The sequence below is a fragment of the Ruminiclostridium cellobioparum DSM 1351 = ATCC 15832 genome, from assembly GCF_000621505.1.
Lineage (GTDB): Bacteria > Bacillota > Clostridia > Acetivibrionales > DSM-1351 > Ruminiclostridium > Ruminiclostridium cellobioparum.
Genome location: NZ_JHYD01000026.1, coordinates 23823 through 48192, shown reverse-complemented (window position 1 = coordinate 48192; position 24370 = coordinate 23823). Strand labels below are relative to the sequence as shown.

The following is a 24370-nucleotide window of genomic DNA, read 5'->3' as shown; positions in this document are numbered from 1 at the left end:
ATTATGTCGAAAAATATACTTCTGTAATCAATTATATTACATTCCTTTTTTAGCGTAAACTTATTGGGATACAATGCTTAATTATATTATTAATATTAAAGTAAACATTGAACATGTAAAATTTTTATATTGTGTATGGATTAATTTTAGGTTTGGTTTTGGTTCGGCTTGTCAAAAGTTATCCGGTGCACCTGAAATGCCTATCTTCTAAAAATATTCTATTTTTATCATAAAACCTATTTATTTGAATAGAGAGGGATATTTGCTAAACTCTTACCATGGAACAAAGCGTTATGTTATTCACACCATTGGGAATTGCATACACAATAAATAAACGAGGAGAGAACGTAATGTTGGATAAAGCAGCTATTCCTGCAAACAGAAAGTACCTGAAGTCCAAAAAGAGGGAATCCCTTCTTAAAGCAATTCTGAATTACAAATATTTTTACATAATGTTAATACCGATATTAGTCTGGTATATAGTGTTTTGCTACGCACCAATGTATGGGACCACACTTGCATTTAAAACCTATAACTACAGCAAGGGAATCGTCGGGAGCCCCTGGATAGGCTTTGCACATTTTAAAGAAATTCTGTCGGATTTTCAATATATCTCTGCTGTTAAAAACACTCTTATTATAAGTTTCGGCAAGCTGATACTACATTTCCCCATACCCATAATACTTGCAATACTGTTGAACGAGATTACCAAACAGCGAGCCAAAAGATTCTTCCAGACAACACTGACTTTTCCTCATTTTGTTTCCTGGGTGGTACTGGCAGGAATAATTACAAATATTCTGGGCCAAAACGGAGTAGTTAATCAAATTATTACTCATTTTGGAATGGAAAATGTAAACTTCTTATCCAATCCCGATACCTTCAGACCCGTAATATATATTACACACATCTGGAAGGAGATGGGATGGGATTCCATTATCTACATGGCGGCTCTTGCGGGAATAAACCCGGATCTGTATGAGGCGGCGGATATTGACGGGGCAAACCGCTGGCAGAAAATCTGTAATGTGACCTGGCCGGGAATAAGGCCGACCGTGGCAATTATGCTGATTCTGTATGTGGGAAACATGCTAAATATAGGAGGAAGCTTCGACCAGATTTTAAACCTTTACAGCTCGCCGGTATATAGTGTTGCAGACACCATAGATACTTTTATCTACCGTACAACCTTTACTACAGGAGCCGATTTCGGCTATATGACGGCCCTTGGACTGTTGAAATCAAGTGTAAATCTTGTAATGATTTATACGGCAAATACCATAGTAAAAAAATCAGGAGAGCAGGGTTTGTTTTAGAATATTGGATTTATAACCTTGAAAACAGTTTAACTGGAGCAGAAAGAAAGGATGAAATACATGGAAAATACCGTTAAAATAAAAAAATCGCACAGTATAAGTGATATATTGATTATTATGTTCATCGGAGTGTTGGCAGTAATCACAATTTTTCCTTTTTATAATGTTGTAATTGTATCCTTTGCAAGTATGAATTCCCTGGCGGAGCACAGTCTGTACCTTTTGCCATATGCCTTTGATCTGACAGGATATGTTAACCTTATAAAGGAAGAAAGCTTTTACCGGTCGTTTTTGATTTCGGTTATTGTTACTGTGGTTGGAGTCAGCTTTAATATGCTGCTTTCAGTGTCCGGAGCCTATGCTCTGTCAAAAAAGGGCATGCCGGGAAGGAATATCTTTCTGGGAGCCATACTTTTTACCATGTTTTTCAACGGAGGCTTGATACCATATTACCTGGTAGTTCAATCCCTGGGATTGGTCAACAGTATTTGGGCAATGATAATACCGACAGGAGTGTCAACCACCTATCTGATAATAATGAAAAACTATTTTAATACATTGCCTGAAAGTATTGAAGAATCAGCCAAAATTGATGGGGCAAATGACTTGGTAATACTTATAAAAATAATATTGCCCATATCCAAGCCTTTTATTGCAACCTTTCTCCTGTTCTATGCGGTGGACCGCTGGAATGACTGGTGGTATGCCCTCATATTCATAAGTGACACGGCCAAGGCTCCGTTACAGATATTTCTGAGAGAAATGCTGATCAATTTCAATACCCAGCTCAATTCTTCGGCACAGGCGGTTATTGACCAATCACGAAGTATTTTTGTTCAGACCACGCAGATGGCTACTATTGTAATTTCGGCAATTCCGATGCTCTGCATCTATCCATTCCTTCAGAAGCACTTTGCAAAAGGTATTATGATAGGATCGATAAAGGAATAAAGCTTATGGCTTTTTTCTTTATTACATAATCAATTAAACAAAATAAGGGAGGAATAACATGAAAAAAGTAAAACAACTGATGGCTGTCTTGTTAACGGCGGCAGTACTGATGACTGCGGTGACAGCATGCGGCAGCGGCAGTGAAGGTTCAAAGCAGACAAATACTTCGGCAAGTACTGCAGCAAGTACTGCAGCAGGTAATGCCCAGCAACAGGATACTTCAAAAGAAGAAAGCGGATCAATACCTAAAGAGCCTATGACATTGACGGTAGCCTTCTGGGATATAGACCAGGCACTTGCCAATGCAGAGAAGGATCAATTTATTCAAAAGGTACAAAAGGATTTAAATGTAACTTTAAAGCCCATAAACATAACCTGGGATGACTATTCACAAAAAATCCAGATGTGGGCGGCATCCAGTCAGCTCCCCGACATATTCTCCATAGATGCCATAGGAACCCAGTATTACAGGAACTGGACCCAGCAGGGGGTTGTAAAGCCTCTGCCGGAGGATCTTTCAAAATACCCGACTCTGGAAAAATACATGAGCAATCCAGATATCCAGGCTCTGAAACAGGATGGCAAATTATACTGTGTTCCCCGTGGTCTTTATGATTCCCTTGATTATTGTGCTCACGACAGGAATGTCTGGTATCGTTGGGATCTGGCACAAAAAGCAGGTATAACCAAAGAGCCTGAAACCTGGGAGGAATTCAAAAGTATGCTGACTGCCATTGTAAAGGCAGATCCTGAAAAGAAAAAAATCGGTGGCATGACAGCTGTAAATGTTAAACAGCTGGGCGGTTTCTTCTGGCTTTACAGCAATCCGGCAGCAATGAGCGACGGAAGCGGAAGCGATTTCAAGTGGATAAAGGAAGACGGAAGGTATATTCCGGCAGCATTTTCAAAAAATACACTTCCCTCCCTGGAAAATGCCAGAGATATGTATGAAAAGGGCCTGATCGACAAGGATATCGCACTTGTAAAAGGGCAGGAAGGCTATGACAAGTTTGCATCGGGTAAAGTTGCCGCTCTTCTTGAGGTAGGATATGACAATGTAAGCACAAAGATGAATGAGAGATGGAAGAAACTGTATCCAGATACACATATGCTGGATTCGGTAAAGAGAGTCAAATACTTCCCTGCAACCGATGGAACCAAGTACCATGCAGTATTTAGGACATTCTGGTCCGAAAGCTATTTCAGCGGCAAAATCGATGACAAAAAGCTGGATAGAATACTGATGCTGTATGATTATTTCCTTAAACCGGAAACCAAGGAGTCCTACAGGTTTGGCGTCAAGGATGTGGATTATGCAAAGGAAGGCGATAAGATCAAGACTTTGATCAGTCTTGATGAACTTAAAAAGAAGCAGCCAAGCCTGGAGGTAATACAGGGATTGGTCGAGTTTGACAACCAGTTCCAGTATGACCCTAATAACTTCACTCTGGACCCGAGAGTTGTTGAAATAGGAAGAGAGGATATGGAAGTTGTAAGAAAAGAGACTAAAATTCCTGAGTACCAGCCCCAACTCACATATGTTTCAACACCTACCAAAGACAAGTTTACAATAATGGATCATGACTTTTTGCTCAACATAATGATGGGCAACAAGCCTGTAGGCCAAATGTGGGAAAATGTGAAAAAGGAATACGAGGCAAAAGGCTTGAGCAGGATGATAGATGAAGTAAATGCAAAAGCAAAGGAAGCAGGAATTAACTAAGAATATATTCAGTATGTTACTCAGGGAGATCCGGTTTAACCGCATCTCCCTGATTGATAATTGATGGGGTGAGTTTGTGAAGGAAATTATTTTGAAGGAATCGGAAGTGACGGGGATAACTGATAATGAACTGTTCTTATCAATAAAAAAATCTCTTGGAAATTGCAGCAGCTATAAAAAGGTACTGATAATACCGCCCGATTTTACAAGATCCCATTCGGGTGCGGGAAAAATAACCGCTATGTATTATTCCTTGCTGAAAGATACCTGTGTTGTTGATATTATGCCTGCTCTGGGCACCCATGAACCCATGAGCCGCCGGGAATGTGCCGCGATGTTCGGAGATTCCGTCCCCGGGGACTGTATTATAAATCATAACTGGAAAACAGATGTCAAAAAAATCGGTGAAGTTCCCCGTGAGTTTGTCAGGGAGATTTCGGAAGGGCTGGTGGATAACTCTATAGATGTTGAGCTGAATAAACGCCTGCTTGACAAAAGTTATGACCTTATAATATCGGTGGGACAGGTAGTTCCCCATGAAGTGGCGGGAATGGCCAATTACAGCAAAAACATATTTGTGGGCTGCGGAGGAAAGAGCATGATCAACCAGACCCACATGCTGGGGGCATTTTATGGAATGGAAAAAATCATGGGGAGAGATCACTCGCCTGTGCGCAAGGTTTTTGACTATGCCGAGAACAAATATCTGAAGGATATACCGCTTTTGTACGTCCTGACGGTGACCTCCCAGGAGGAGGAAAGGACGGTGATGCACGGGGTATTCATTGGACGGGACAGAAGCATTTTTGAAGAAGCAGTTGCTTTAAGTCAGGAGCTGAATATCAGCTTTGTCGGGAAGCCGTTAAAAAAAGTGGTTGTGTACCTGGGGGAAAAGGAATTTAAAAGCACCTGGCTGGGCAATAAGGCTGTTTACAGGACCAAAATGGCCATGGCCGACGGTGGGGAGTTAATAATAATAGCACCGGGAGTGCGAAAATTCGGTGAAGACCATGAAAACGACCGCGTCATCAGGAAATACGGATATACGGGAAGAGAACGCATACTGGAAATATGCCGGGAATGTGAGGATTTAAAAAATAATTTGTCGGTTGCAGCCCATTTGATCCATGGGTCCTCGGATGACAGGTATCATATAGTATATGCCTGTGAAAAACTTTCAAAGGAAGAAATCGAGCAGGTCAATTATAAATACATGCCTTTAAGTGAAGCATGTGATAAATACCGTCCTGACCGCCTTATAGAGGGCTTTAATATCCTGGAGGACGGTGAGGAGATTTTCTACATAAGTAATCCGGCCCTTGGATTATGGGCTGAAACAGGCAGATTTTTTAAATAATACAATTTTTGTTGAAAGGGTGGTAAGATGCTGGGGAATATTTCATTTGACGCATACTGGAAGTTTATTACCGATAAAGACAACGAAGGAATGGAAAACAAATGGTTTGATCACGTACCCGACAATACTGAAAATATCTGGGTACCCTCCTGCTGGAACGAGCTCAGGGAGGAATTGCTCTATTATGACGGAACAGCCTGGTACTACAAGACTTTTTATTACCGGGAGAACCCCGAATGGAAAAGGCAGGTGTTATTTTTCCAGGGGGTAAATTACAGATGCGAGGTTTGGCTCAACGGGCGGAAAGCAGGCCGGCATACAGGAGGTTCCACACCCTTTGAGCTGGATGTGACGGATTATCTGAATGTTAACGGGGAAAATCTTATTGCGGTACGCGTTGACAGTACCATCGACAATATGACCTCACCTCCCAAAGGCGTGGATTGGTTCAATTACGGGGGAATATACAGGGAGGTATCACTGGTCGGCACAGGCGGGACCTGGCTGGACGATGTCACAATAACAACAAAGCTCAGCGGCGAAATAGGAGTAAAACTTGATATAGGAAACTATTCTGCTGATCGGGGAGCTGCTTTGGAAATAAAAATATCTGAAAAGGAAGGTACAGAGCCCATACTTGTTTCTTCCCACAATATACTGACCAACATTGAGCTGCTGAAGCTTTTTATACCCGATGTAAAGCTATGGTCTCCGGAGGACCCGTATTTGTATGATTTCGAGCTGATATTGAAAAACAAACATGGTAAAACGATGGATATATGGAAACACAGAATAGGTGTACGTGAGTTTTCAATCAAGGACAGAAAAGTACAGCTGAACGGCAAACCTGTCTTTCTCAGGGGATACTCAAAGCATGAGGACTATCCGCTTATGGGCAGGACTTTTTCACCTGACATCCTCAGAAAGGATTATGAGCTGTGCAGGCAGGGCAATGCCAACTTTTTAAGGCTGTGTCATTATCCGCACCATATCAGGGAGTACGCAATTGCAAGTGAGATGGGAATGCTTGTAATAGCCGAAGTACCTAATGTGAATTTCAAGAAGGAGCAGTTTTCAAATCCTGAACTGATGGAACTGGCCGTAAATCAATTGAAGGAAACCATAAAGTACTATAAAAATGAGACCTGCATAATGTTCTGGAGTCTGTTTATCGAGTGTAAAACCTATGAGGATTCGGCTGTAGATTTTGTACCGAAATATATAAAGCTTGCAAAGGAATTGGATTCTACAAGATTTACCGTACACGCCTCGGACATTCCCACCGAGGACAGAACTTATGAGTTTTTTGACATTATAGGAGTCAACTATTGGCTGGGATGGTATATAAGCCAGACTGTCGAGGAAGGGAGCAGGCTTATGGATACTATTGCAGCAAGGTATCCTGATAAGCCGGTGCTTATAACTTCGGGAGGCTGGGAAGGAATGTTCGGCTTCCACTCATATGCTGCCAAAACCAAGTGGTCCGAGGAGTCACAGGCGGACTATCTTGACGATCTGACCGACATGTATATATCAAAGGATTATATTGTGGGACAGATCGTCTGGACCTTCAACGACTTCAGAGTCAGTCCGTGGGTACTTGAGAGCGGTAATTATGCCCGCTTCAGGCCTATGGGAATAAACCACAAAGGTGTGACGGACTATTTCAGAAGACCCAAACTGGCTTATTACCGCTTGCAGGAGACCTTTAAAAAATGGTCCGGCAAATTATGAGTTGGGGAGTGATTCCATGAACATTTTAATCACCATGCAAAAAGGCAGTGAAAGAGATATTTATTTTCCGGATGAAGTAATCAATGAAATTAAAAAACTTGGAAACGTCTTACTTAATGAAAACAGCAGACCATTTACAGAAAAGGAACTCTGCGAGCGCATAAAGGATATTGATGTATGTATAACCCATTGGGCATGCCCTTCCTTTACGGGAGAAGTTCTGAAAAATGCCGGCAGGTTGAAAATGCTTGCACATGCGGCGGGAAGTGTTGCAGATGTTGCCACCGATATGGTCTTTGAAAAGGGCATAAAAGTATGCAGTGCCAACAGATTAATGGCCAGGTATGTAGCCGAAGGCGTTCTGACATACATGCTTTCAGCCCTGAGGCTTGTCACGGAATACGACAGGGATATGAAAAACCGGGTGGAATGGTCCAGACGTGTTGTGGAAAACCGGACACTTATAGGCGAAAGGATAGGCCTGATAGGGTTGGGGACCATAGGCAGGTATCTCCTGGATTTTCTGAAACCCTTTGATGTGCGGATAAAGCTGTTTGATCCGTATATTTCAAGGGACAGCCTGGCGGGTTATTCAAATGTGGAGCTCTGTCCCCTTGATGAGGTGCTGTCCTGGGGAAATATCATTTCAATACATGCTTCACTGACACAGGAGACAAAAAAATTAATTACTGAAGAAAAATTAAAGCTCATAAGAAACGGCACTCTGTTTGTCAATACCGCAAGAGGACAGATCGTTGATGAAGCTGCACTTGTAAAGGAACTGGAGAGCGGAAGGATCAGGGCAGTACTGGATGTCTACAATAATGAACCTCTGGATGTGAACAGTCCCTTAAGGCGGCTGGAAAATGTCATACTGTTTCCTCATGTGGCAGGAGCACCTGTAAAGGAACAGATGACCTATACCGTTATAGAGGAAATAAAACGGCTGATTCAGAATATTCCTCTGGAGCATGAAATTACCTTTGAAAGGTATAAAATGATGACCAGGGAAAAGGAACAGCAAATATAGGGGGATTCATATGAAAACAGGATTGGCATCGGTTGCATTTCGGCAGCTGAAACCTGCTGAGATAGTGAAGCTGGTTGGTAAGGCGGGTTTGGATGGAATCGAATGGGGCGGGGACATACATGTGCCTTCCGGGGACATCAAACAGGCAAATGAGGTGCTTAAGATGACCATGGACGAAGGTCTGGAAGTGTCTTCCTACGGGTCATACTACAGGCTGGGCTGCGGCCGGGAAAACAAGGACGGTTTTGACAGGATACTTGCAACCGCAGTCCAACTCAAGGCTCCGGTTATCAGGGTATGGGCAGGGAACAGGGCATCTGCCGAAGCAGATGAAGCCTATTGGAATGTGGTTGCGGAAGATGCGTTCAATATTGCCGGACTTGCTCAAAAGTCGGGTGTACAGGTTGCCCTGGAGTACCACGAAGATACACTGACAGATACACCGGGGTCTGCATGCAGGCTGTTAAGGGAAGTCAACAACAGCAATTTGCGCAGCTATTGGCAGACGCATATGGAAACAAGCCCGGCTGAAAGGCTGGAAGAGTTAAGGGACATAGCACCGTGGCTTGTAAATGTCCATATCTTCAGCATGGTAAACAATCAAAGGACAGAGCTAGCAGAAATAGCCGGCGAATGGAAAAAATATATGGAAGTAATATGTAAAATTGATACAGTCAGGTATTGTATGCTTGAGTTTGTTAAAGATAACAGTCCCCAACAGTTTTTTAAAGACGCAGAAACATTAAAATATCTTGTGGGAACACCGGAAAGCATCAGTCAAATTTTATAGCAAAAAGGGGAACGGAGTTATGATCAAATTTGGAACAGGCGGCTGGAGAGCATTGATCGGTGAGGAATTCACCAGGGAAAATGTACAGCTCCTCTCTCAGGCAATGGCAAATATCATAAAAGATCAAAATTGCCAAAACAAAGGTTTTGTTGTTGGCTATGACAGGAGATTTCTGTCGGACAAGGCTGCCAGGTGGATTGCAGAGGTTTTGGCAGGGAATGGGGTAAAGGTGCTTTTTGTAAATGAAATTGCCCCTACACCTTTAATAATGTTTACGGTAAACAGGGCCGAAGCCGAATATGGAGCTGCTGTCACGGCCAGCCATAATCCGGCCGACTACAATGGGATCAAGATATTTACCCGAGGCGGCAGAGATGCAACCGAGGACACTACAAAAGTTATTGAAGACTATATTGCGCGGGTAATAAAAGAGGACATACAGAGTATTGAATTCGGTCAGGGTGTCGACAACGGCAGGATTCAGATTGCAGATCCCTTTAATACATATATCGATACGGTTCTAGGTATGCTTGACATCGAGGCAATCAAAAAAAGAAGGCTGAAAATCCTGTTGGACCCCATGTATGGCGTTTCAAGAACCTGTTTGCAGGCCGTACTTGTAACGGCAAGATGTGAGCTGGATATTATAAATGACAGGCACGACACCCTGTTCGGCGGCAGACTGCCTTCACCCAATACACAGACACTGCAGCGCTTAAGGGATATGGTGGTGGAAAAAGGCTATGACATAGGCATAGGCACAGATGGTGATGCCGACCGTCTGGGTATTATAGACAAAAACGGTGATTTCATTCACCCCAATAACATTCTTGCACTGCTGTACTACTATCTTTTAAAGTATAAGGGTTGGAAGGGCGGAGCAGTGAGAAATCTGGCCACAACCCACCTTTTGGATAAGATAGCCCGTGATTTCGGTGAAGAATGCCATGAGGTTCCTGTGGGCTTCAAGCATATAAGCTCCATGATGGAAGCCCGGAATGCCCTGATCGGAGGAGAAAGCAGCGGGGGACTGACCATTCGGGGACATATAAAAGGCAAGGATGGGATTTTTGCAGCCGGTCTGCTGGTTGAGATGCTGAGCGTTACCGGGAAAAGTTTATCGGATTTGCTAAAAGAAATACACGAAAAATACGGATATTTTCATATGGTGGAAAATGATTTCAGATTCAGCCAGGATAAAAAAACGGAGTTGATGAAAACCCTGTTTACAGACAAACTGCTGCCGGATTTCGGATATGAAGCAGACCGGGTTAGTTATTCCGACGGGGTAAAGGTATATTTCAAAGACGGAGGGTGGATTATTGTCCGCTTTTCAGGAACAGAAAGCCTGCTCAGGGTATTTGCAGAGATGGATAGTGAAGAGAAGGCAAGTATTATCTGTGAAAAAATGAAAGAGTTTTTAAATATATAATTAAGCGGTGGTAAAATGGATTTATTTCAGGGAACAATAGATTACTTTTCCGAACAATATTTTAAGTTGAAAACCAATTCTTCATATGCCGAAAAATACAAAATGCCCGGAGATGTATATGCAATCGGCGATTATATAATCAGTATTCCCCGTGACGACGGAGACAGCAGGTATCCGTACGGAAAAGGCGGCTTTAATTTCTGGGCGTATACCTCGGGTTATATGCACTGCAATGAAGGGCTGTTTTCTCCGTTTTTAAAGGCAAATGAGGGAAAAGAACCCAAAATAGCTTTTTTTGCCGGTTTTCCCGGTGACAGTGAAAATTATCAGGTCATTTCTCTGCTGCCGGTACCTTTCATAGAAAACAATTCCGGGAAAAAAGTTGAGAGATATACGGTTTTTACCAGGAGCTGCACTTATTATGTCACTGAAACGGATGATATGAAGTTTGCAGTCAGGGTATTTGTGGATGAAGCCAACAGGATGTTTTTTTCAGTACTTATCCGCAACTCGACCGCACAAAACAGGCAGCTGTTTGTATCGGCATATCTCAACCCCTTTCTTTCGCACAATATCAACGAGAATGACGAAAACAAATGGTTTCGGGAGATCAGGTACATTGAAGACATTAATGAAGAAGGCGGCAATGAAAAGGACAGGCTGGGAAGCTTTATAATAAAGGTGAATGAAGATCTGGACAGAACTACGTCGGTATCCAATATAGGTGTGGTCCTTAGAAATATCCAGCCGGATCAAAACAGCCGGCTAACCCGGCACCAGGAGACTACTTCGCGCTACCAGTTTGTGGGAGGCAGCAGAAGCAGCCTGCATACTCCCGCTGCACTCAGGTCGGGCAGCTTTGGAACTCCCAGACATATATGTACCTTTACCGAAACAGGGATTATAGGGGATATACTTCATCTTGATATGGGCAGGCACGGGCAGGTAAGATATGAGCTGTCCCTTGACTTTTTAAAGCATTGCAGCGATGATACCGGAGCTGCGGAACTGTTTGAAAAAAGAATAACCGGAGAGAAGCTGGACACAAAAATTGAAGAGAGTGAAATGCAGGAGAAGGAAAACGGAGGACTGTTGAGCTGCCGGGTTGGAGAAACAGTGGAGGGTCCTGTAAAGGATACTGTTTTCAACACTTTTTTTGAGCACCTGAAAAAGCAGGTTGAATTTTGTTCTCTGATAAAAGGATATGTGCAGCTGTTTGAAGGCTCCTTGATAGGTATACGGGATGTTTTCCAGGCAGTTGAAGGCTTGCTTTTCTGGAACCCTGCAGCTGCACGTGAAAAAATGCTGGAGGCCCTTGGCTTTATTTCCCCTGACGGCAGATGCCCAAGACAATATACACTTCCGGTCAGAGAGGGCACTGCTCCCAAAATGGACCTGAGGCCGTTTATCGACCAGGGAGTATGGGTCATATCCACCATTACAACCTACCTGAAATTCACAAATGATTTTGAATTTCTTAATAAAGAATGCGGATATTATGAAATAGTTGATGAGAAAAAGTCACTTGTGAAAAAAAGCAGTATTCGAGACAGTGTATTGGAGCATCTTCTTAAAATAATGAATTATCTGCTGTCCAACAGGGACTTTGAAGGAACAGGTTGCATCAGAGCCCTATACGGCGATTGGAATGATGCTCTGGATGGTTTGGGCGTCAGCAGCGGCCCGGAAAAGGAATACGGGACAGGGGTAAGCGTTATGGCCACCCTTCAGGTATATCAAAATCTGCAGGAGATGCTTGAAATACTGAATAAAATCAATTCGAGCAAATATTTCTCACAAATAACCTCCTATAAAACCGCTCTCCGGGCACTTGAAAATGCATTGCAGGAATATGCAATTGTCACCGGGGATAATGGAGAAAAGCGTATAGTGCACGGGTGGGGGGACAAGAGATCATATATTGTGGGAGGATTTAATGATCCCGATGGTAAATCCAGAGTGGGATTAACCTCAAATGCTTTCTGGATATTAAGTAAAATGTACCAGCTTGATCCGGGCATTAAGGATACCATACTGGATGCATTTAATAAATTGGACGGCAAATACGGTTATAAAACCTTTGACCCATTTTTCGGTTCCCATGCCCAGGGTGTGGGGCGTATCAAAAAGCTTCCTCCCGGTACTGCCGAAAACGGGGCTGCCTACATACATGCATCCGCCTTTGCAGTAATGGCACTTTTCCGCATAGGCTGCTCCGGGGAGGCATGGCAGCAATTGTTTAAGTTGCTGCCGTTTACCCATGAAAAGATATCCTGTTCACCCTTTGTGATGCCCAATTCCTACGGATATAATCCAGAAAAACAGATTGACGGCCAATCAATGCAGGACTGGCAGACAGGCAGTTCAAATGTAGTTCTGAAAACCTTGATAAGATATGTATTCGGGCTTGAGCCTGAATTTGGCGGGCTTTGGATTCAACCCGCCGGACAGCTTCCATTTAAAGAATTTAACTTTCAGATAACAGTTAAAGGCTGCAGGATAAATATTTTATATAGAAACAGCGGAAACGGAAATAGAAAATACGTTGTGAACGGAAATAATAGGGAAGGGGTCCATGACGATATTATGATGTTGAAAAAGCTGTGGATTTCCGACACTGAATTGGAGATAAAATCTCTTAAAATATACGTGGAAGATTAGCGTATTGATAAGTTAACGCGTTGTGCTAATTAATTTAATTTATACTTTACCTGTACGCACCCAAAACAATTGCGAAAATTGTATCGCCTCATTTAAAGCGGTGTTGCCGTCGCTCAAACTCGACCTCCTGTCTCGATTTGAAGCTCAAAGCAACGTCCTGTCGCTTTGCCGGCAAAACCACTTTACCTTCATCGACAATTTACCGCAATTGTTTTTAACTGTGCATTTTATTTCATGAAGTTGTACTCGTGTACCAGTTGATTTTGATTAAATCTATCTGTAAAGCAAAAACAAAATTTCAATCAGCACAACGCGTTAAATTCATTTCATTTTGTTGACAGTAAATTAATAATAGTATATAGTGGTTTTATATAGAACCACTATTATTTTTGCCAATTGGGAGGTGCGTTTGTGGATATAATCGATGCCTTGATGCAAGCCGGTTTCACCAGACATGAGTCCATGCTTTATGTGACACTGTGCAGAGAAGGTGAGCTTACAGGATATGAAGCTTCCAAATTAACAGGTATTCCAAGATCAAACGCATATCTCGGACTTGCAGGTCTCTCCGATAAGGGCGGTGCTTACAGGATCAACGGCGAAGCAGCCAGATATACTGCTGTAGACCCTGAAGAACTGGTTCGGAATTTAAAAAGAAAATTTGACGGGGTAATGAAGGTTATTCAGGAGGAAATCCCTCAGATTAATGCTTCGGGCGATAGTTTTGTCACAATAAAAGGTACCCGGCAGATACTTGATAAAATGAAAAATCTGATACTTCAGGCACAAAAAAGGGTATATATCTCCACATCGAGAGAGCAGCTTGAGTTTGTTATGGATGAACTTTCCGATGCCAGGGACAGAGGGCTGAAGGTGGTAATAATAACTTCCGAGCAGCCCGGAACCGAAGGCATGATTTGTTATATCTCCAATAAGCAGTCCGGAAGTGTACGGCTCATTACCGACTCGGAAAATGTCCTGACGGGTCAGCTTAACGGAACAAATCCTACAAGCCTGTTTTCAAGGAACTCAAACATGGTGGACCTGATCAAGGATTCCCTTACTAATGAGATAAGACTTATAAATATAAATACTAAACAATAACGGAGGCATGTTATGACTGAATACTATTCAACTAAAATGAAATTTTTCGGGAACTCGGACCCTGAGAAGCTGATAAAGGAATTTGGAAGTCCTTTATATGTGTATAATGAAAAAATATTGAGGCAAAAGTGCAGAGACATGAAAAATTTAGTGGATTACCCTCACTTTGTCCCCAATTATTCCATTAAGGCAAATTCCAATCTGCACATTATAAAAATCATAAGGGAAGAGGGCTTGAGAGCCGATGCCATGTCGGCCGGTGAAATCAGGCTTTTGCTCCATGCAGGCTACAAGCCTGAAGAGTTGTTCTTTGTGCCGAACAATGTTTCGAAGGACGAACTTAAGTATGCAGTTGACAATGGAGTCCTGGTAAGTGTGGATTCACTCTCACAGCTGGAGCTGCTGGGTAAAATAAATCCGGGAGGAAAGGCCGCCGTAAGATTTAATCCGGGCGTGGGTGCAGGACACCACGAAAAGGTTGTAACTGCCGGCAAGAAAACCAAATTCGGGGTTAATATTGACTGTGTACCACAGGTTAAGGAGATTGCAAATAAATATAATCTTAAAATTTCAGGAATTAACCAGCATATAGGCTCACTGTTCATGGAGGGTGATTCATATATTGAAGGTGTGAAATCGATACTCTCGGTAGCCGAGCAGTTTGAGGACATAGATTTTGTGGATATGGGCGGAGGTTTCGGAATACCCTACAGGAAGCAGGAGGGGCAGGCGGCGCTTGACCTGTCAGGCTTCAGGGAAAAACTGTCGGCTGTTCTTGTACAGTGGACTGAAAAATATGGGAAGAAAATATTATTCAAGTCCGAACCCGGCCGGTATATCGTCGCTGAAAGCGGAATACTGCTTGGTACGGTGTATGCAACCAAGAGCAACTACGGGAACACATATGTAGGGACAGATTTAGGATTTAACGTACTTGCAAGACCCGTTATGTATGATTCCCATCATGACATTGAGGTATATAGGAACGGACAGCCACGGAATCAGGGTGCCACCGGGGAGGTAACCGTTGTAGGCAATATATGTGAAACCGGAGATATTATCGCAAAGCACAGGAAGCTCCCCGAGATAGAAGAAGGGGATATATTGGGAATCATGGATGCGGGTGCCTACGGTTTTGCCATGAGTTCAAACTACAATATGAGGCTGCGTCCTGCCGAAGTCATGATAAAGGAGAACGGGGAGGCAATACTGATCAGACGAAGGGATACCTTTGAAGATCTTATTGCACCATTTAATGTTTAAAGCATAGTAGAGGAGATTTTTACATGAGTAAGATAAGAATTGGAATAGTAGGATACGGAAACGTAGGCAGAGGAGTTGAGGCTGCCATAAAGCAAAATCCGGACACTGAACTTGCAGCTGTTTTTACAAGAAGAGCTGCCGATAGCTTTTCATTAAACACGCCTGGTGCAAAGGTAGTTAATATAAGTAGGGCAAAGGATTATGCAAATGACATCGATGTGATGATCCTCTGCGGAGGTTCTGCAACAGACCTGCCTGAGCAGGGACCGGAATTTGCTTCAATGTTCAATATTGTTGACAGCTTTGATACACATGCCAAAATACCTGAATATTTTGAAAAGGTAAACAAGGCAGCTGCCATTTCCAAAAAGACCTGTATAATTTCTGTGGGCTGGGATCCCGGTTTGTTCTCAATGATCAGAATGCTTTCAGGCGCCATACTGCCTGTGGGAAATGACTATACTTTCTGGGGCAGGGGTGTAAGCCAGGGTCATTCAGATGCAATCAGAAGAGTGGCGGGAGTTAAAAACGGTATTCAATATACTATCCCGATTGATAAAGCTGTTGAAAGTGTAAGAAATGGCAGCAATCCTGAATTGACAACAAGGCAGAAGCATTTGAGAGAGTGCTTTGTCGTTGCTGAAGAAGGTGCAAATAAGGCCGGGATTGAGGCTGACATAAAGAACATGCCAAACTATTTCTCTGATTATGAAACGACAGTTCACTTTATTACCGGGGAAGAGCTAAAGAAAAACCATTCAAAAATGCCTCACGGCGGATTTGTATTCAGAAGCGGTAAAACAGGTAACGATAACTCCAATAATCAGATCATAGAATTTTCGTTAAAGCTTGACAGCAACCCTGAGTTTACGGCAAATGTGCTGGTGGCATTTGCCAGGGCGGCTGTAAGAATGAACAGGGAAGCAAACACAGGGGCAAAAACTGTATTTGATGTTCCGCTGTCATATTTGTCACCGGCCAGCAACCTGGAATTAATAAAAAAACTGCTGTAAGCGGGATAAAAATTTAACCAATATGTGAACAAAATCCATATCATTGCCATAGTATATAATGATATCCTATAAACTTACTTGTAAAATTTAGGAGGCAATATATGAGAGGTTCTGTTCTGGAGAATTTAACCTGGGAGGGCAACAGCAAAAAAATGTTTGCTCTGGTTATGGATGCTGTTCCTTCAATTTTTTCAGGTTTGGTTAAACATGAAATTGAAGATTGGATAGTTAAAAATAATGTCAATGTAGTAACTGAGGACTTATGCTTGAAAATGTTTAAAGAGAAAGCTCCTAAGGGTATGATAGAAAAATTAACTCCAAAACTTGAGAGCTTAAAAACCAAATAAAAAAGGAGTGGCACAACACTCCTTTTTTTTATTTTGGTACAAAAAGACACTTATATCGATACGGCTGATACTGCCCGGGTAGTGCCTGTTTCTGTCATATGACTCTGACTGTTTTCACTCCGTCGATAGCCTTTATCTTTTCTATGACTTCCTCATTCAGGTCGCCTTCTATATCAATTACGTTATAGCCGATGGTATCCTTGTGACGTGTCAGCATATCTGCAATGTTGATCTTATATGCGGCAAGGATGGTGGTCATCTGACCTATCATGTTGGGGATGTTGCGGTGAACTGTAATTATCCTGGTCTTGTCGGTGGGTGTCATGTCACAGTCGGGGAAGTTCACAGAGTTTTTGATCATACCTGTCTCCAGATAGTCCCTCATCTGATTGACGGCCATAACTGCGCAGTTTTCCTCCGATTCGGGAGTAGAGGCTCCAAGATGCGGTATTGCTATTATTTCATCAATACCAAGCAGTTCATCCTCCGGGAAGTCGGTTACATAGCAGGCAACAGTGCCGTTGCCTATGGCCTCCAGCAAATCCTTATTGCATACAAGTCCGCCTCTGGCAAGGTTTATGATTCTTATACCCTTCTTCATGATCTCAAATTTTTCTTTATTCAGAGTATTTTTGGTTTCGTTGGTCAGAGGCACATGAATTGTTATATAGTCACAGGTGGACAGGAGATGGTCCAGACTGGTAGCCCTGATAACCGAGCTTGACAGTCCCCATGCGGCCTTTACCGAAATATACGGATCGTATCCCATAACCTCCATGCCCAGGGATACACAGTCATTGGCAACCATTACGCCTATGGCACCAAGGCCTATTACGCCTATTTTCTTATTCATGAGCTCGGGTCCCTCAAACTGGGACTTTCCCTTTTCAACCAGCTTTGGAACTTCATCACCCTTACCCTTCAGGGTTTGAGCCCATTCTATACCCTTTGTGATTTTTCTTGAAGCAAGCAGGAGGGAGGCAATGACCAGTTCTTTAACTCCGGTGGAGTTTGCACCCGGAGTGTTGAAAACTACTATGCCCCTCTCGGTGCATTTTTCAATGGGAATATTGTTCACTCCCGCACCTGCTCTGGCAATGGCCTTGAGATTTTTGGGGAGTTCCATTTCCAGCATATTCGCACTTCTTACAAGTATACCGTCGGGATTGACTTCCTCGTTACATATCTCGTAGTTTTCGGCCGGCAGCAGTTCCAATCCGCAATTGGCGATTTTATTCAACATTTGTATCTTGTACATAGTGATCCATCCTTCCATGCAATTACATGCAATTATTTGTTTTCCAGCTCAAATTTCTTCATGAACTCAACCAGTTTTATAACACCTTCAACAGGCATGGCATTGTAGATGCTTGCCCTCATACCGCCTATGAGACGGTGGCCGCGAAGAGTGCTGAGACCTGCCTGTTCAGCCTCCTTTATGAACTTTTCATTCAGTTCGTCTGTCGGAGCAGCAAAAGGAATGTTCATTAATGATCTGTCCTTCTTGTTTACCTTGTTTACAAACATCTCCGACTCATCAAGGAAATTATAGAGGATAGCTGCTTTTTCATTATTGATTTTCTCAATGGTCTTAACACCGCCCATGTCGTCCAGCCATTTGAACACCAGGCCGGCAACATAGATACTGTAGCAGGGCGGAGTATTGTAAAGGGATTTTTCTTTGGAATGTGTTTCATATCTCAGCATGGTAGGCGTAATGTTCAGATGCTTGCCTATCAAGTCATTTTTTATTATGACTATGGTAAGTCCGGCCGGACCGAGGTTTTTCTGGGCGCCGGCATAAATAAGGCCAAACCTGCTGACATCAATTTCCCTGGACATTATTTCACTTGACATATCGGCAACAAGAGGAATATTGCCGGTTTCAGGGAAACTCACAAAGCGTGTGCCTTCAAGTGTGTTGTTACTGGTGATGTGAACATAGTCCACATCTTCTGAAAGCTTGTAGTCTTCCGGGATATATGTGAATTTTGCTTCTTCGGAAGAAGCGATAACATTTGCCGTACCGTAAAGTTTTGCTTCGGAGATAGCCTTCTTGGACCAGTTTCCGGTATTGATAAAATCAGCCTTCCTGTATTTACTGAAAAGGTTCAGCGGTATCATGGAAAACTGTGTTGAAGCTCCGCCCTGCAAAAATAATACCGAATAGGAATCGTCTATTTTCATCAGCTTGCGAAGGAGACTTTCAGCATTTTCAATTATGGAAGTGTACACTTTTGACCTGTGGCTCATTTCCATCACAGACATGCCTGTACCATTGTAATCTAACATTTCTTCGGCAGCTTTGACCAAAACAGGTTCCGGCAGCATTGAGGGGCCAGCAGAAAAATTATAAACTCTGTTCATAAAAACACTCCTTTATTTATTATAAAAATATTTAAAGGCCAAATCTGTGTGATTTGACCTCCGAATTGCAAAGAAAAGCAAAATAAAACTATTATAAAAATAGCTATAATGCGTACTCTGTCCTTTTGCCTGAGAGATTGACGGAATTATCCGTACTGCCCCTTCGGCGCCAACATTGGTCTCTCCAGAGATCCGTCCTGATGAAGTCCTCTTTTACCTGAGAGTGCTACTCCTTCGGTGCCCTTTGCCATGCAAAAGGAACTCTCCTCCATCAATCATCCGACACTATTAAATTAATTTATTACTATATATTATAGTTCTTGTTATAAGGAGAGTCAAGAAAAACAATTACTTTATCTTTCCAAGGATCTTGATCAACGGCGGAATTGTGTCCATCAATAACTCAATATCCTCATCGCTGAGAGACGAAAGTTTTTCAGAGACTAGCTCAACGGTTTCCTGCTTTTTCTGTTTTAGAGTGTTAAAGGCTTTTTCAGTGGCCTTGATATTGATAATACGCCTGTCGTTGGGATCGTCGTATCTGACAGCATAACCTTCGGAAATCAGGTTGTCTATAATAGGTGTCATATTGGGCTTTGATATTTCAAGATCATTGGCAATTTTCGATACGGGACTGGGACCGTTGGTGGTCAGGTAAAAAATTACTTTCATATGAGAAGGCGGTACCGACAGCCCTTTTAACATAATGCTCCGGTTTATCATTTTATGATTTAATGACAGAAACAAAAAAAACATGTTATTTGATATTTCAAGCAAAGCTTCCTTGGTAAACATCTCTAAAACTCCCTTTCCGTTGATAACAAAAATTATATAATTTTAATAAGACTTAGTAACAAGTTAAGCGTATATTATAGTTAGTCTTTAGCTTGTTAATTAAGTGGCAATACTTTCTGTATGTATTATAAATTGCTGAACCTGATACAGGAAAAATATTTGATATCATTATTATAATACACTATTTATAATAATTATACAATCAAAATTATTATTGACATATAATAGTTATGTATTTATAATTAAATAGGTTCTGAAAATTAATGGTCTTTGACTTGAATTGATATGTTACAGACTACTACTAAATTTGCTGCTTTTTAAAGAAGGAAGGAGTAATTCATGGGTAAGATATTGAAACATTTGAAGCCGCATGTTGCAGCCATTATTGGAATAATAGCCTTTTTACTTTTGCAGGCGGTGTGTGACCTGTCACTCCCCGACTATATGTCCAATATTGTTAATGTGGGTATTCAACAGAATGGTATTGAAAATGCAGTTCCCGATATGATCAGAAAAAGTGAAATGGATAAACTGACCTTTTTCATGAACGATGCGGATAAAAAATTGGTACTCGACAATTATACATTGGTCGAAAAGTCTAATATCTCTCAGGAGGATTTAGACAAGTACTCAAAAAAATATCCTGAAATAAAAAATAACGATGTATATAAGCTTAATGACATTGAAAAAGAAACTACCGATAAGTTGATTGAAGCCTTTAGCAAGCCGGAATTAATGGCTTACACGCTGGAAACGAAGGGTATTGCAGCCTTCCAGGAGGCCGGCAATGAAGGTAATGACCAGTTTTCAAAGAGTCTGGCACAGCTTCCGAAGGACACAGATCCGTTTGCACTTTTGGCAAAATTGCCTCCGGAGCAGCTTAAGGCCATGCAAAGTGCCATTGATAAGAAATTTGAAGCAATGCCGGGCAGTATCATAAGCCAGGGTGCCGTAGTCTATGTAAAGGGTGAATACGAAGCTCTCGGCAGGGATACGGGAAAAATGCAGTCCAACTTTATACTGCTTGCCGGATTAAAAATGCTGGGTGTCGCACTTGCAGGCATGATTGCCGCAGTACTTGTGGGACTGCTGGCAGCCAGAGTGTCGGCTGGCCTTGGCAGAAGCCTGAGAAAGAATGTATTTGAAAATGTTGTTGAATTTTCAAATACCGAATTTGACAAGTTCTCAACTTCATCGCTTATAACCAGATGCACCAACGATATTCAACAGGTGCAGATGTTCATGGTAATGTTCCTGAGACTGGTATTTTACGCTCCCATCCTTGGGATAGGCGGCTTCCTGAAAGCAATGCACACAGACACTTCCATGTCCTGGGTAATAGGTGTTTCAGTTCTTGCCATACTCAGCCTGGTGCTTGTAATGTTTGCAGTGGCAATTCCAAAGTTCAGGAGCATCCAGAAGCTTATCGACAAGCTGAACCTGGTTACGCGTGAGTCCCTGACAGGTATGCTGGTAATCAGAGCTTTCGGCACACAGAAGAAGGAAGAGGAGAAATTTGAGAAGGCCAATTCAGACTTAACAAATACAAACCTTTTTGTAAGCAGGATCATGACGGCAATGTTTCCGTTAATGATGCTCATACTCAACGGCGTAACGCTGTTGATAGTCTGGGTGGGTTCACACCAGGTGGATATGGGAAATATGCAGGTCGGTAATATGATGGCCTTCATGCAGTATGCAATGCAGATCATATTTGCTTTCCTTATGATTTCAATGGTTTCCATTACGCTGCCCCGTGCGTCGGTTTCAATCAACCGTATAGCAGAAGTAATCAATACAAAGGGCTCCATACTGGATCCAAAGAGCAAAAAGGAATTTAACAAGAGCTTAAAGGGCAAGGTTGAATTCAGGGATGTGGCATTTAAATATCCCGGAGCTGAAGATGAAGTACTTTCAGATATAAGCTTTACGGCAAATCCGGGTGAAACCGTTGCATTCATAGGCAGTACCGGAAGCGGCAAATCCACGCTTATAAACCTTATACCGCGTTTCTACGATGTTACGGCAGGTCAGATACTGGTTGACGGTGTTGATATAAGAGAAGTACCGCAGAAGGAATTGAGAGAAAGAATCGGTTATGTTCCTCAAAAGGGAATTCTTTTCTCAGGTACAATTGAAAGCAACCTGAAATATGGTTTGGAATCGGCAGGTGAAGAAGATCTGAAGCTTGCGGCCGATATTGCTCAGGCGACGGAATTTATAAGCGAAAAAGAAGACGGCTATAAAACAGAAATAGCACAGGGCGGTACAAATGTATCGGGAGGTCAGAAACAGAGATTGTCAATTGCAAGAGCTTTAGTCAAAAAGCCGGAGATATTCATATTCGACGACAGCTTCTCGGCACTTGACTATAAAACCGATGCAGCTCTTAGAAAGGCCTTGAAGGCTAAAACTCAAGGGGTTACAGCAATGATAGTCGCTCAGAGAATCAGTACCGTTATGAATGCTGATAAGATCCTGGTTCTGGACGAAGGCAAGGTTGTTGGTATGGGTACACACAGGGAACTCCTTGCAAACTGCGAGGTTTACCAGCAGATAGCTCTATCACAGCTGTCAAAGGAGGAATTGGCATGAGTAAAAATGAAAATGTAAAACAACATGCTTCCAGAAGAGGAGGCCGCGGTCCCATGGGCGGCGGTCAAATGGGTATGAAGGTTGAGAAGCCTAAAGACTTCAAGGGGACTATGAAAAAGCTGTTAACATATATTAAGCCGTTCATACCCCGTATAATAATTGTATTTATATTTGCCATTGGAAGCGTAATAGTGGGAATAAGAGGTCCAAAGATCCTTGGAGATGCAATATCAAAACTTTATGAAGGTTTGGTCGGCAAGGCTGCCGGCAGTTCAATAGACTTTGACTTTATTGGAAGAACATTAATATATTTGATTGTATTATATGCTGCAAGCTCTTTGTTTTCCTTTATCGGCGGCTATATAATGTCGGGTGTTGCTCAAAAAATATCCTACAACCTCAGAAGAGAGATTGCCGAGAAAATAAACCGTATGCCTCTCAAATACTTTGACAGGATGACACACGGAGAGGTATTGTCAAGGGTTACCAACGATGTTGATACTGTGAGCCAGACCCTGAATCAGAGTTTGTTCCAGATGATAACCTCCTTTACAATGCTCATAGGAGCACTTGTGATGATGCTGACAATCAGCTGGATGATGACTCTGGTATCAGTGACAATCGTTCCTCTGTCAATAATATTCATAGGTATAATTGTCAAGCAGTCACAGAAATATTTCAAAACCCAGCAGGAATCTCTTGGACAGGTGAATGGGCATGTCGAGGAGATTTTCAGCGGACACAACATAATGAAGGCCTTTAACGGAGAGAAAAAGGCGGTAGAAAAGTTTGACAGCATTAACGACCAGCTCCATAAATCGGCATGGAAATCACAGTTTCTCTCAGGTATGATGTTCCCCATCATGGGCTTCATAGGCAATATCGGCTATGTGCTTGTAACCATTCTTGGAGGCTGGCTTACAATAAAAGGTACTATAAAGGTTGGTGATATCGTTTCTTTTATTCAGTATGTGAGGAATTTCCAGCAGCCTATAGGGCAGGCGGCCCAGGTTGCAAATATTCTGCAGTCAACGGCTGCAGCTGCGGAAAGGGTTTTTGCCTTCCTGGATGAGGCTGAAGAGCCAAAAGATACCCAAAACCCGGCAAGTACTGAAAATGTAAAGGGTGAGGTTGAATTTAAAAACGTCCATTTCGGATATAACCCTGAAAGTATAATAATCAATGATTTTTCGGCCAGCATCAAGCCGGGTCAGAGGGTGGCCATTGTCGGACCGACCGGTGCAGGGAAAACAACAATTGTAAAACTGCTTATGCGTTTCTATGACCTCAACAGCGGGGACATATTTATTGATGGTGTAAATTCAAAGGACTTCAGGAGAAATGATTTAAGAGATATGTTCGGCATGGTGCTCCAGGACACCTGGCTGTTTAACGGTACAATAATGGAAAACATCCGTTACGGAAGACTGGATGCCACTGACGAAGAGGTAATAAAGGCTGCAAAGGCCGCACATGCCCACCACTTCATCAAGACACAGCCCGATGGATATAATATGGTTCTCAATGAAGAGGCCAGCAATGTGTCCCAGGGTCAGAAGCAGCTTTTGACCATCGCACGCGCCATACTGTCAGACCCGAAGATACTGATACTGGACGAAGCAACCAGCTCGGTCGATACCAGAACCGAGGTTCTTATACAGAAGGCTATGGAAAATCTGATGAAAGACAGAACAAGCTTTATAATAGCACACAGGCTTTCAACCATAAGAGATGCGGATTTGATACTTGTAATGAAAAACGGAGATATTGTTGAGCAGGGTACACATGGAGAATTGCTGTCTTCGGGCGGTTTCTATGCTTCACTGTACAACAGCCAGTTTGAAGAGGCAGAGGCTTCGTAAAAGAGAAAGATAAACAGGATTGCCAAACAA

General features: G+C 42.5%; 18 protein-coding genes and 1 riboswitch. Of the genes, 15 read left to right on the top strand and 3 right to left on the bottom strand.

All coding sequences use genetic code 11. From position 1 onward, the window contains the following. The first annotated feature begins 350 nt into the window (after nucleotides 1-350). The 13 genes from T344_RS0110975 to T344_RS0110915 all read left to right on the top strand — a co-directional run bounded on the left by T344_RS0110975 (nucleotide 351) and on the right by T344_RS0110915 (nucleotide 16721). On the top strand, nucleotides 351-1316 hold the full coding sequence (locus T344_RS0110975; RefSeq protein ID WP_027628747.1) for an ABC transporter permease: 966 nt from the start codon (nucleotides 351-353) through the stop codon (nucleotides 1314-1316). 60 nt (nucleotides 1317-1376) lie between these two features. After that, nucleotides 1377-2267, top strand: a complete 891-nt coding sequence (locus tag T344_RS0110970) for a carbohydrate ABC transporter permease (protein WP_051571759.1) — start codon at nucleotides 1377-1379, stop codon at nucleotides 2265-2267. A 58-nt stretch (nucleotides 2268-2325) separates the two neighbouring features. After that, nucleotides 2326-3990: an extracellular solute-binding protein gene (locus tag T344_RS0110965; protein WP_027628745.1), complete on the top strand. Its 1665-nt coding sequence runs from the start codon at nucleotides 2326-2328 to the stop codon at nucleotides 3988-3990. A gap of 76 nt (nucleotides 3991-4066) precedes the next feature. Further along, the gene (locus T344_RS0110960) at nucleotides 4067-5347 is read left to right on the top strand and encodes a nickel-dependent putative hexonate epimerase (protein WP_242842060.1); all 1281 of its coding nucleotides are present in this window, start codon (nucleotides 4067-4069) and stop codon (nucleotides 5345-5347) included. Between the two features lie 27 nt (nucleotides 5348-5374). After that, nucleotides 5375-7081 carry a glycoside hydrolase family 2 protein gene (locus T344_RS0110955; RefSeq protein ID WP_027628743.1) on the top strand — a complete coding sequence of 569 codons (1707 nt, stop codon included), beginning with the start codon at nucleotides 5375-5377 and terminating at the stop codon, nucleotides 7079-7081. A gap of 16 nt (nucleotides 7082-7097) precedes the next feature. Then, on the top strand, nucleotides 7098-8111 hold the full coding sequence (locus tag T344_RS0110950; RefSeq protein WP_027628742.1) for a hydroxyacid dehydrogenase: 1014 nt from the start codon (nucleotides 7098-7100) through the stop codon (nucleotides 8109-8111). 10 nt (nucleotides 8112-8121) lie between these two features. After that, entirely contained in the window at nucleotides 8122-8901 is a 780-nt protein-coding gene (locus T344_RS0110945) for a sugar phosphate isomerase/epimerase family protein (RefSeq protein WP_027628741.1), read from the top strand. 19 nt (nucleotides 8902-8920) lie between these two features. Then, on the top strand, nucleotides 8921-10333 hold the full coding sequence (locus T344_RS0110940; protein WP_027628740.1) for a phosphoglucomutase/phosphomannomutase family protein: 1413 nt from the start codon (nucleotides 8921-8923) through the stop codon (nucleotides 10331-10333). Nucleotides 10334-10348: 15 nt separating this feature from the next. Continuing rightward, nucleotides 10349-12994, top strand: coding sequence for a GH36-type glycosyl hydrolase domain-containing protein (locus T344_RS0110935; protein ID WP_027628739.1), 2646 nt, complete (start codon nucleotides 10349-10351; stop codon nucleotides 12992-12994). 411 nt (nucleotides 12995-13405) lie between these two features. Then, a complete protein-coding gene (locus T344_RS0110930) occupies nucleotides 13406-14098 on the top strand; it encodes a TrmB family transcriptional regulator (RefSeq protein WP_027628738.1) in 693 nt (230 codons plus the stop codon). Between the two features lie 12 nt (nucleotides 14099-14110). Further along, nucleotides 14111-15361: a diaminopimelate decarboxylase gene (gene lysA, locus T344_RS0110925; protein WP_027628737.1), complete on the top strand. Its 1251-nt coding sequence runs from the start codon at nucleotides 14111-14113 to the stop codon at nucleotides 15359-15361. A 23-nt stretch (nucleotides 15362-15384) separates the two neighbouring features. Then, nucleotides 15385-16374 carry a diaminopimelate dehydrogenase gene (locus T344_RS0110920; RefSeq protein ID WP_027628736.1) on the top strand — a complete coding sequence of 330 codons (990 nt, stop codon included), beginning with the start codon at nucleotides 15385-15387 and terminating at the stop codon, nucleotides 16372-16374. Nucleotides 16375-16475: 101 nt separating this feature from the next. Further along, on the top strand, nucleotides 16476-16721 hold the full coding sequence (locus tag T344_RS0110915; protein ID WP_004630838.1) for a hypothetical protein: 246 nt from the start codon (nucleotides 16476-16478) through the stop codon (nucleotides 16719-16721). Between the two features lie 94 nt (nucleotides 16722-16815). Here T344_RS0110915 and T344_RS0110910 read toward each other — a convergent pair whose 3' ends face one another. From T344_RS0110910 to T344_RS0110895, 3 genes are all read right to left on the bottom strand, one after another. Next, nucleotides 16816-17979: a phosphoglycerate dehydrogenase gene (locus T344_RS0110910; RefSeq protein WP_027628735.1), complete on the bottom strand. Its 1164-nt coding sequence runs from the start codon at nucleotides 17977-17979 to the stop codon at nucleotides 16816-16818. 32 nt (nucleotides 17980-18011) lie between these two features. After that, nucleotides 18012-19088, bottom strand: coding sequence for a 3-phosphoserine/phosphohydroxythreonine transaminase (gene serC / locus T344_RS0110905; protein ID WP_027628734.1), 1077 nt, complete (start codon nucleotides 19086-19088; stop codon nucleotides 18012-18014). 107 nt (nucleotides 19089-19195) lie between these two features. After that, a riboswitch (glycine riboswitch) is annotated at nucleotides 19196-19286 on the bottom strand. A 150-nt stretch (nucleotides 19287-19436) separates the two neighbouring features. Beyond that, nucleotides 19437-19883 (bottom strand): MarR family winged helix-turn-helix transcriptional regulator, encoded by a 447-nt coding sequence (locus tag T344_RS0110895; protein ID WP_027628733.1) that lies wholly within the window; start codon nucleotides 19881-19883, stop codon nucleotides 19437-19439. Nucleotides 19884-20222: 339 nt separating this feature from the next. Between T344_RS0110895 and T344_RS0110890 the strand changes: the two genes are divergently transcribed. Together T344_RS0110890 and T344_RS0110885 are read left to right on the top strand one after the other, a co-directional pair. Next, nucleotides 20223-22478 (top strand): ABC transporter ATP-binding protein, encoded by a 2256-nt coding sequence (locus T344_RS0110890; RefSeq protein ID WP_027628732.1) that lies wholly within the window; start codon nucleotides 20223-20225, stop codon nucleotides 22476-22478. Then, on the top strand, nucleotides 22475-24340 hold the full coding sequence (locus T344_RS0110885) for an ABC transporter ATP-binding protein (RefSeq protein ID WP_027628731.1): 1866 nt from the start codon (nucleotides 22475-22477) through the stop codon (nucleotides 24338-24340). Before T344_RS0110890 ends, T344_RS0110885 begins: the two co-directional genes overlap by 4 nt. Nucleotides 24341-24370: the final 30 nt, after the last annotated feature.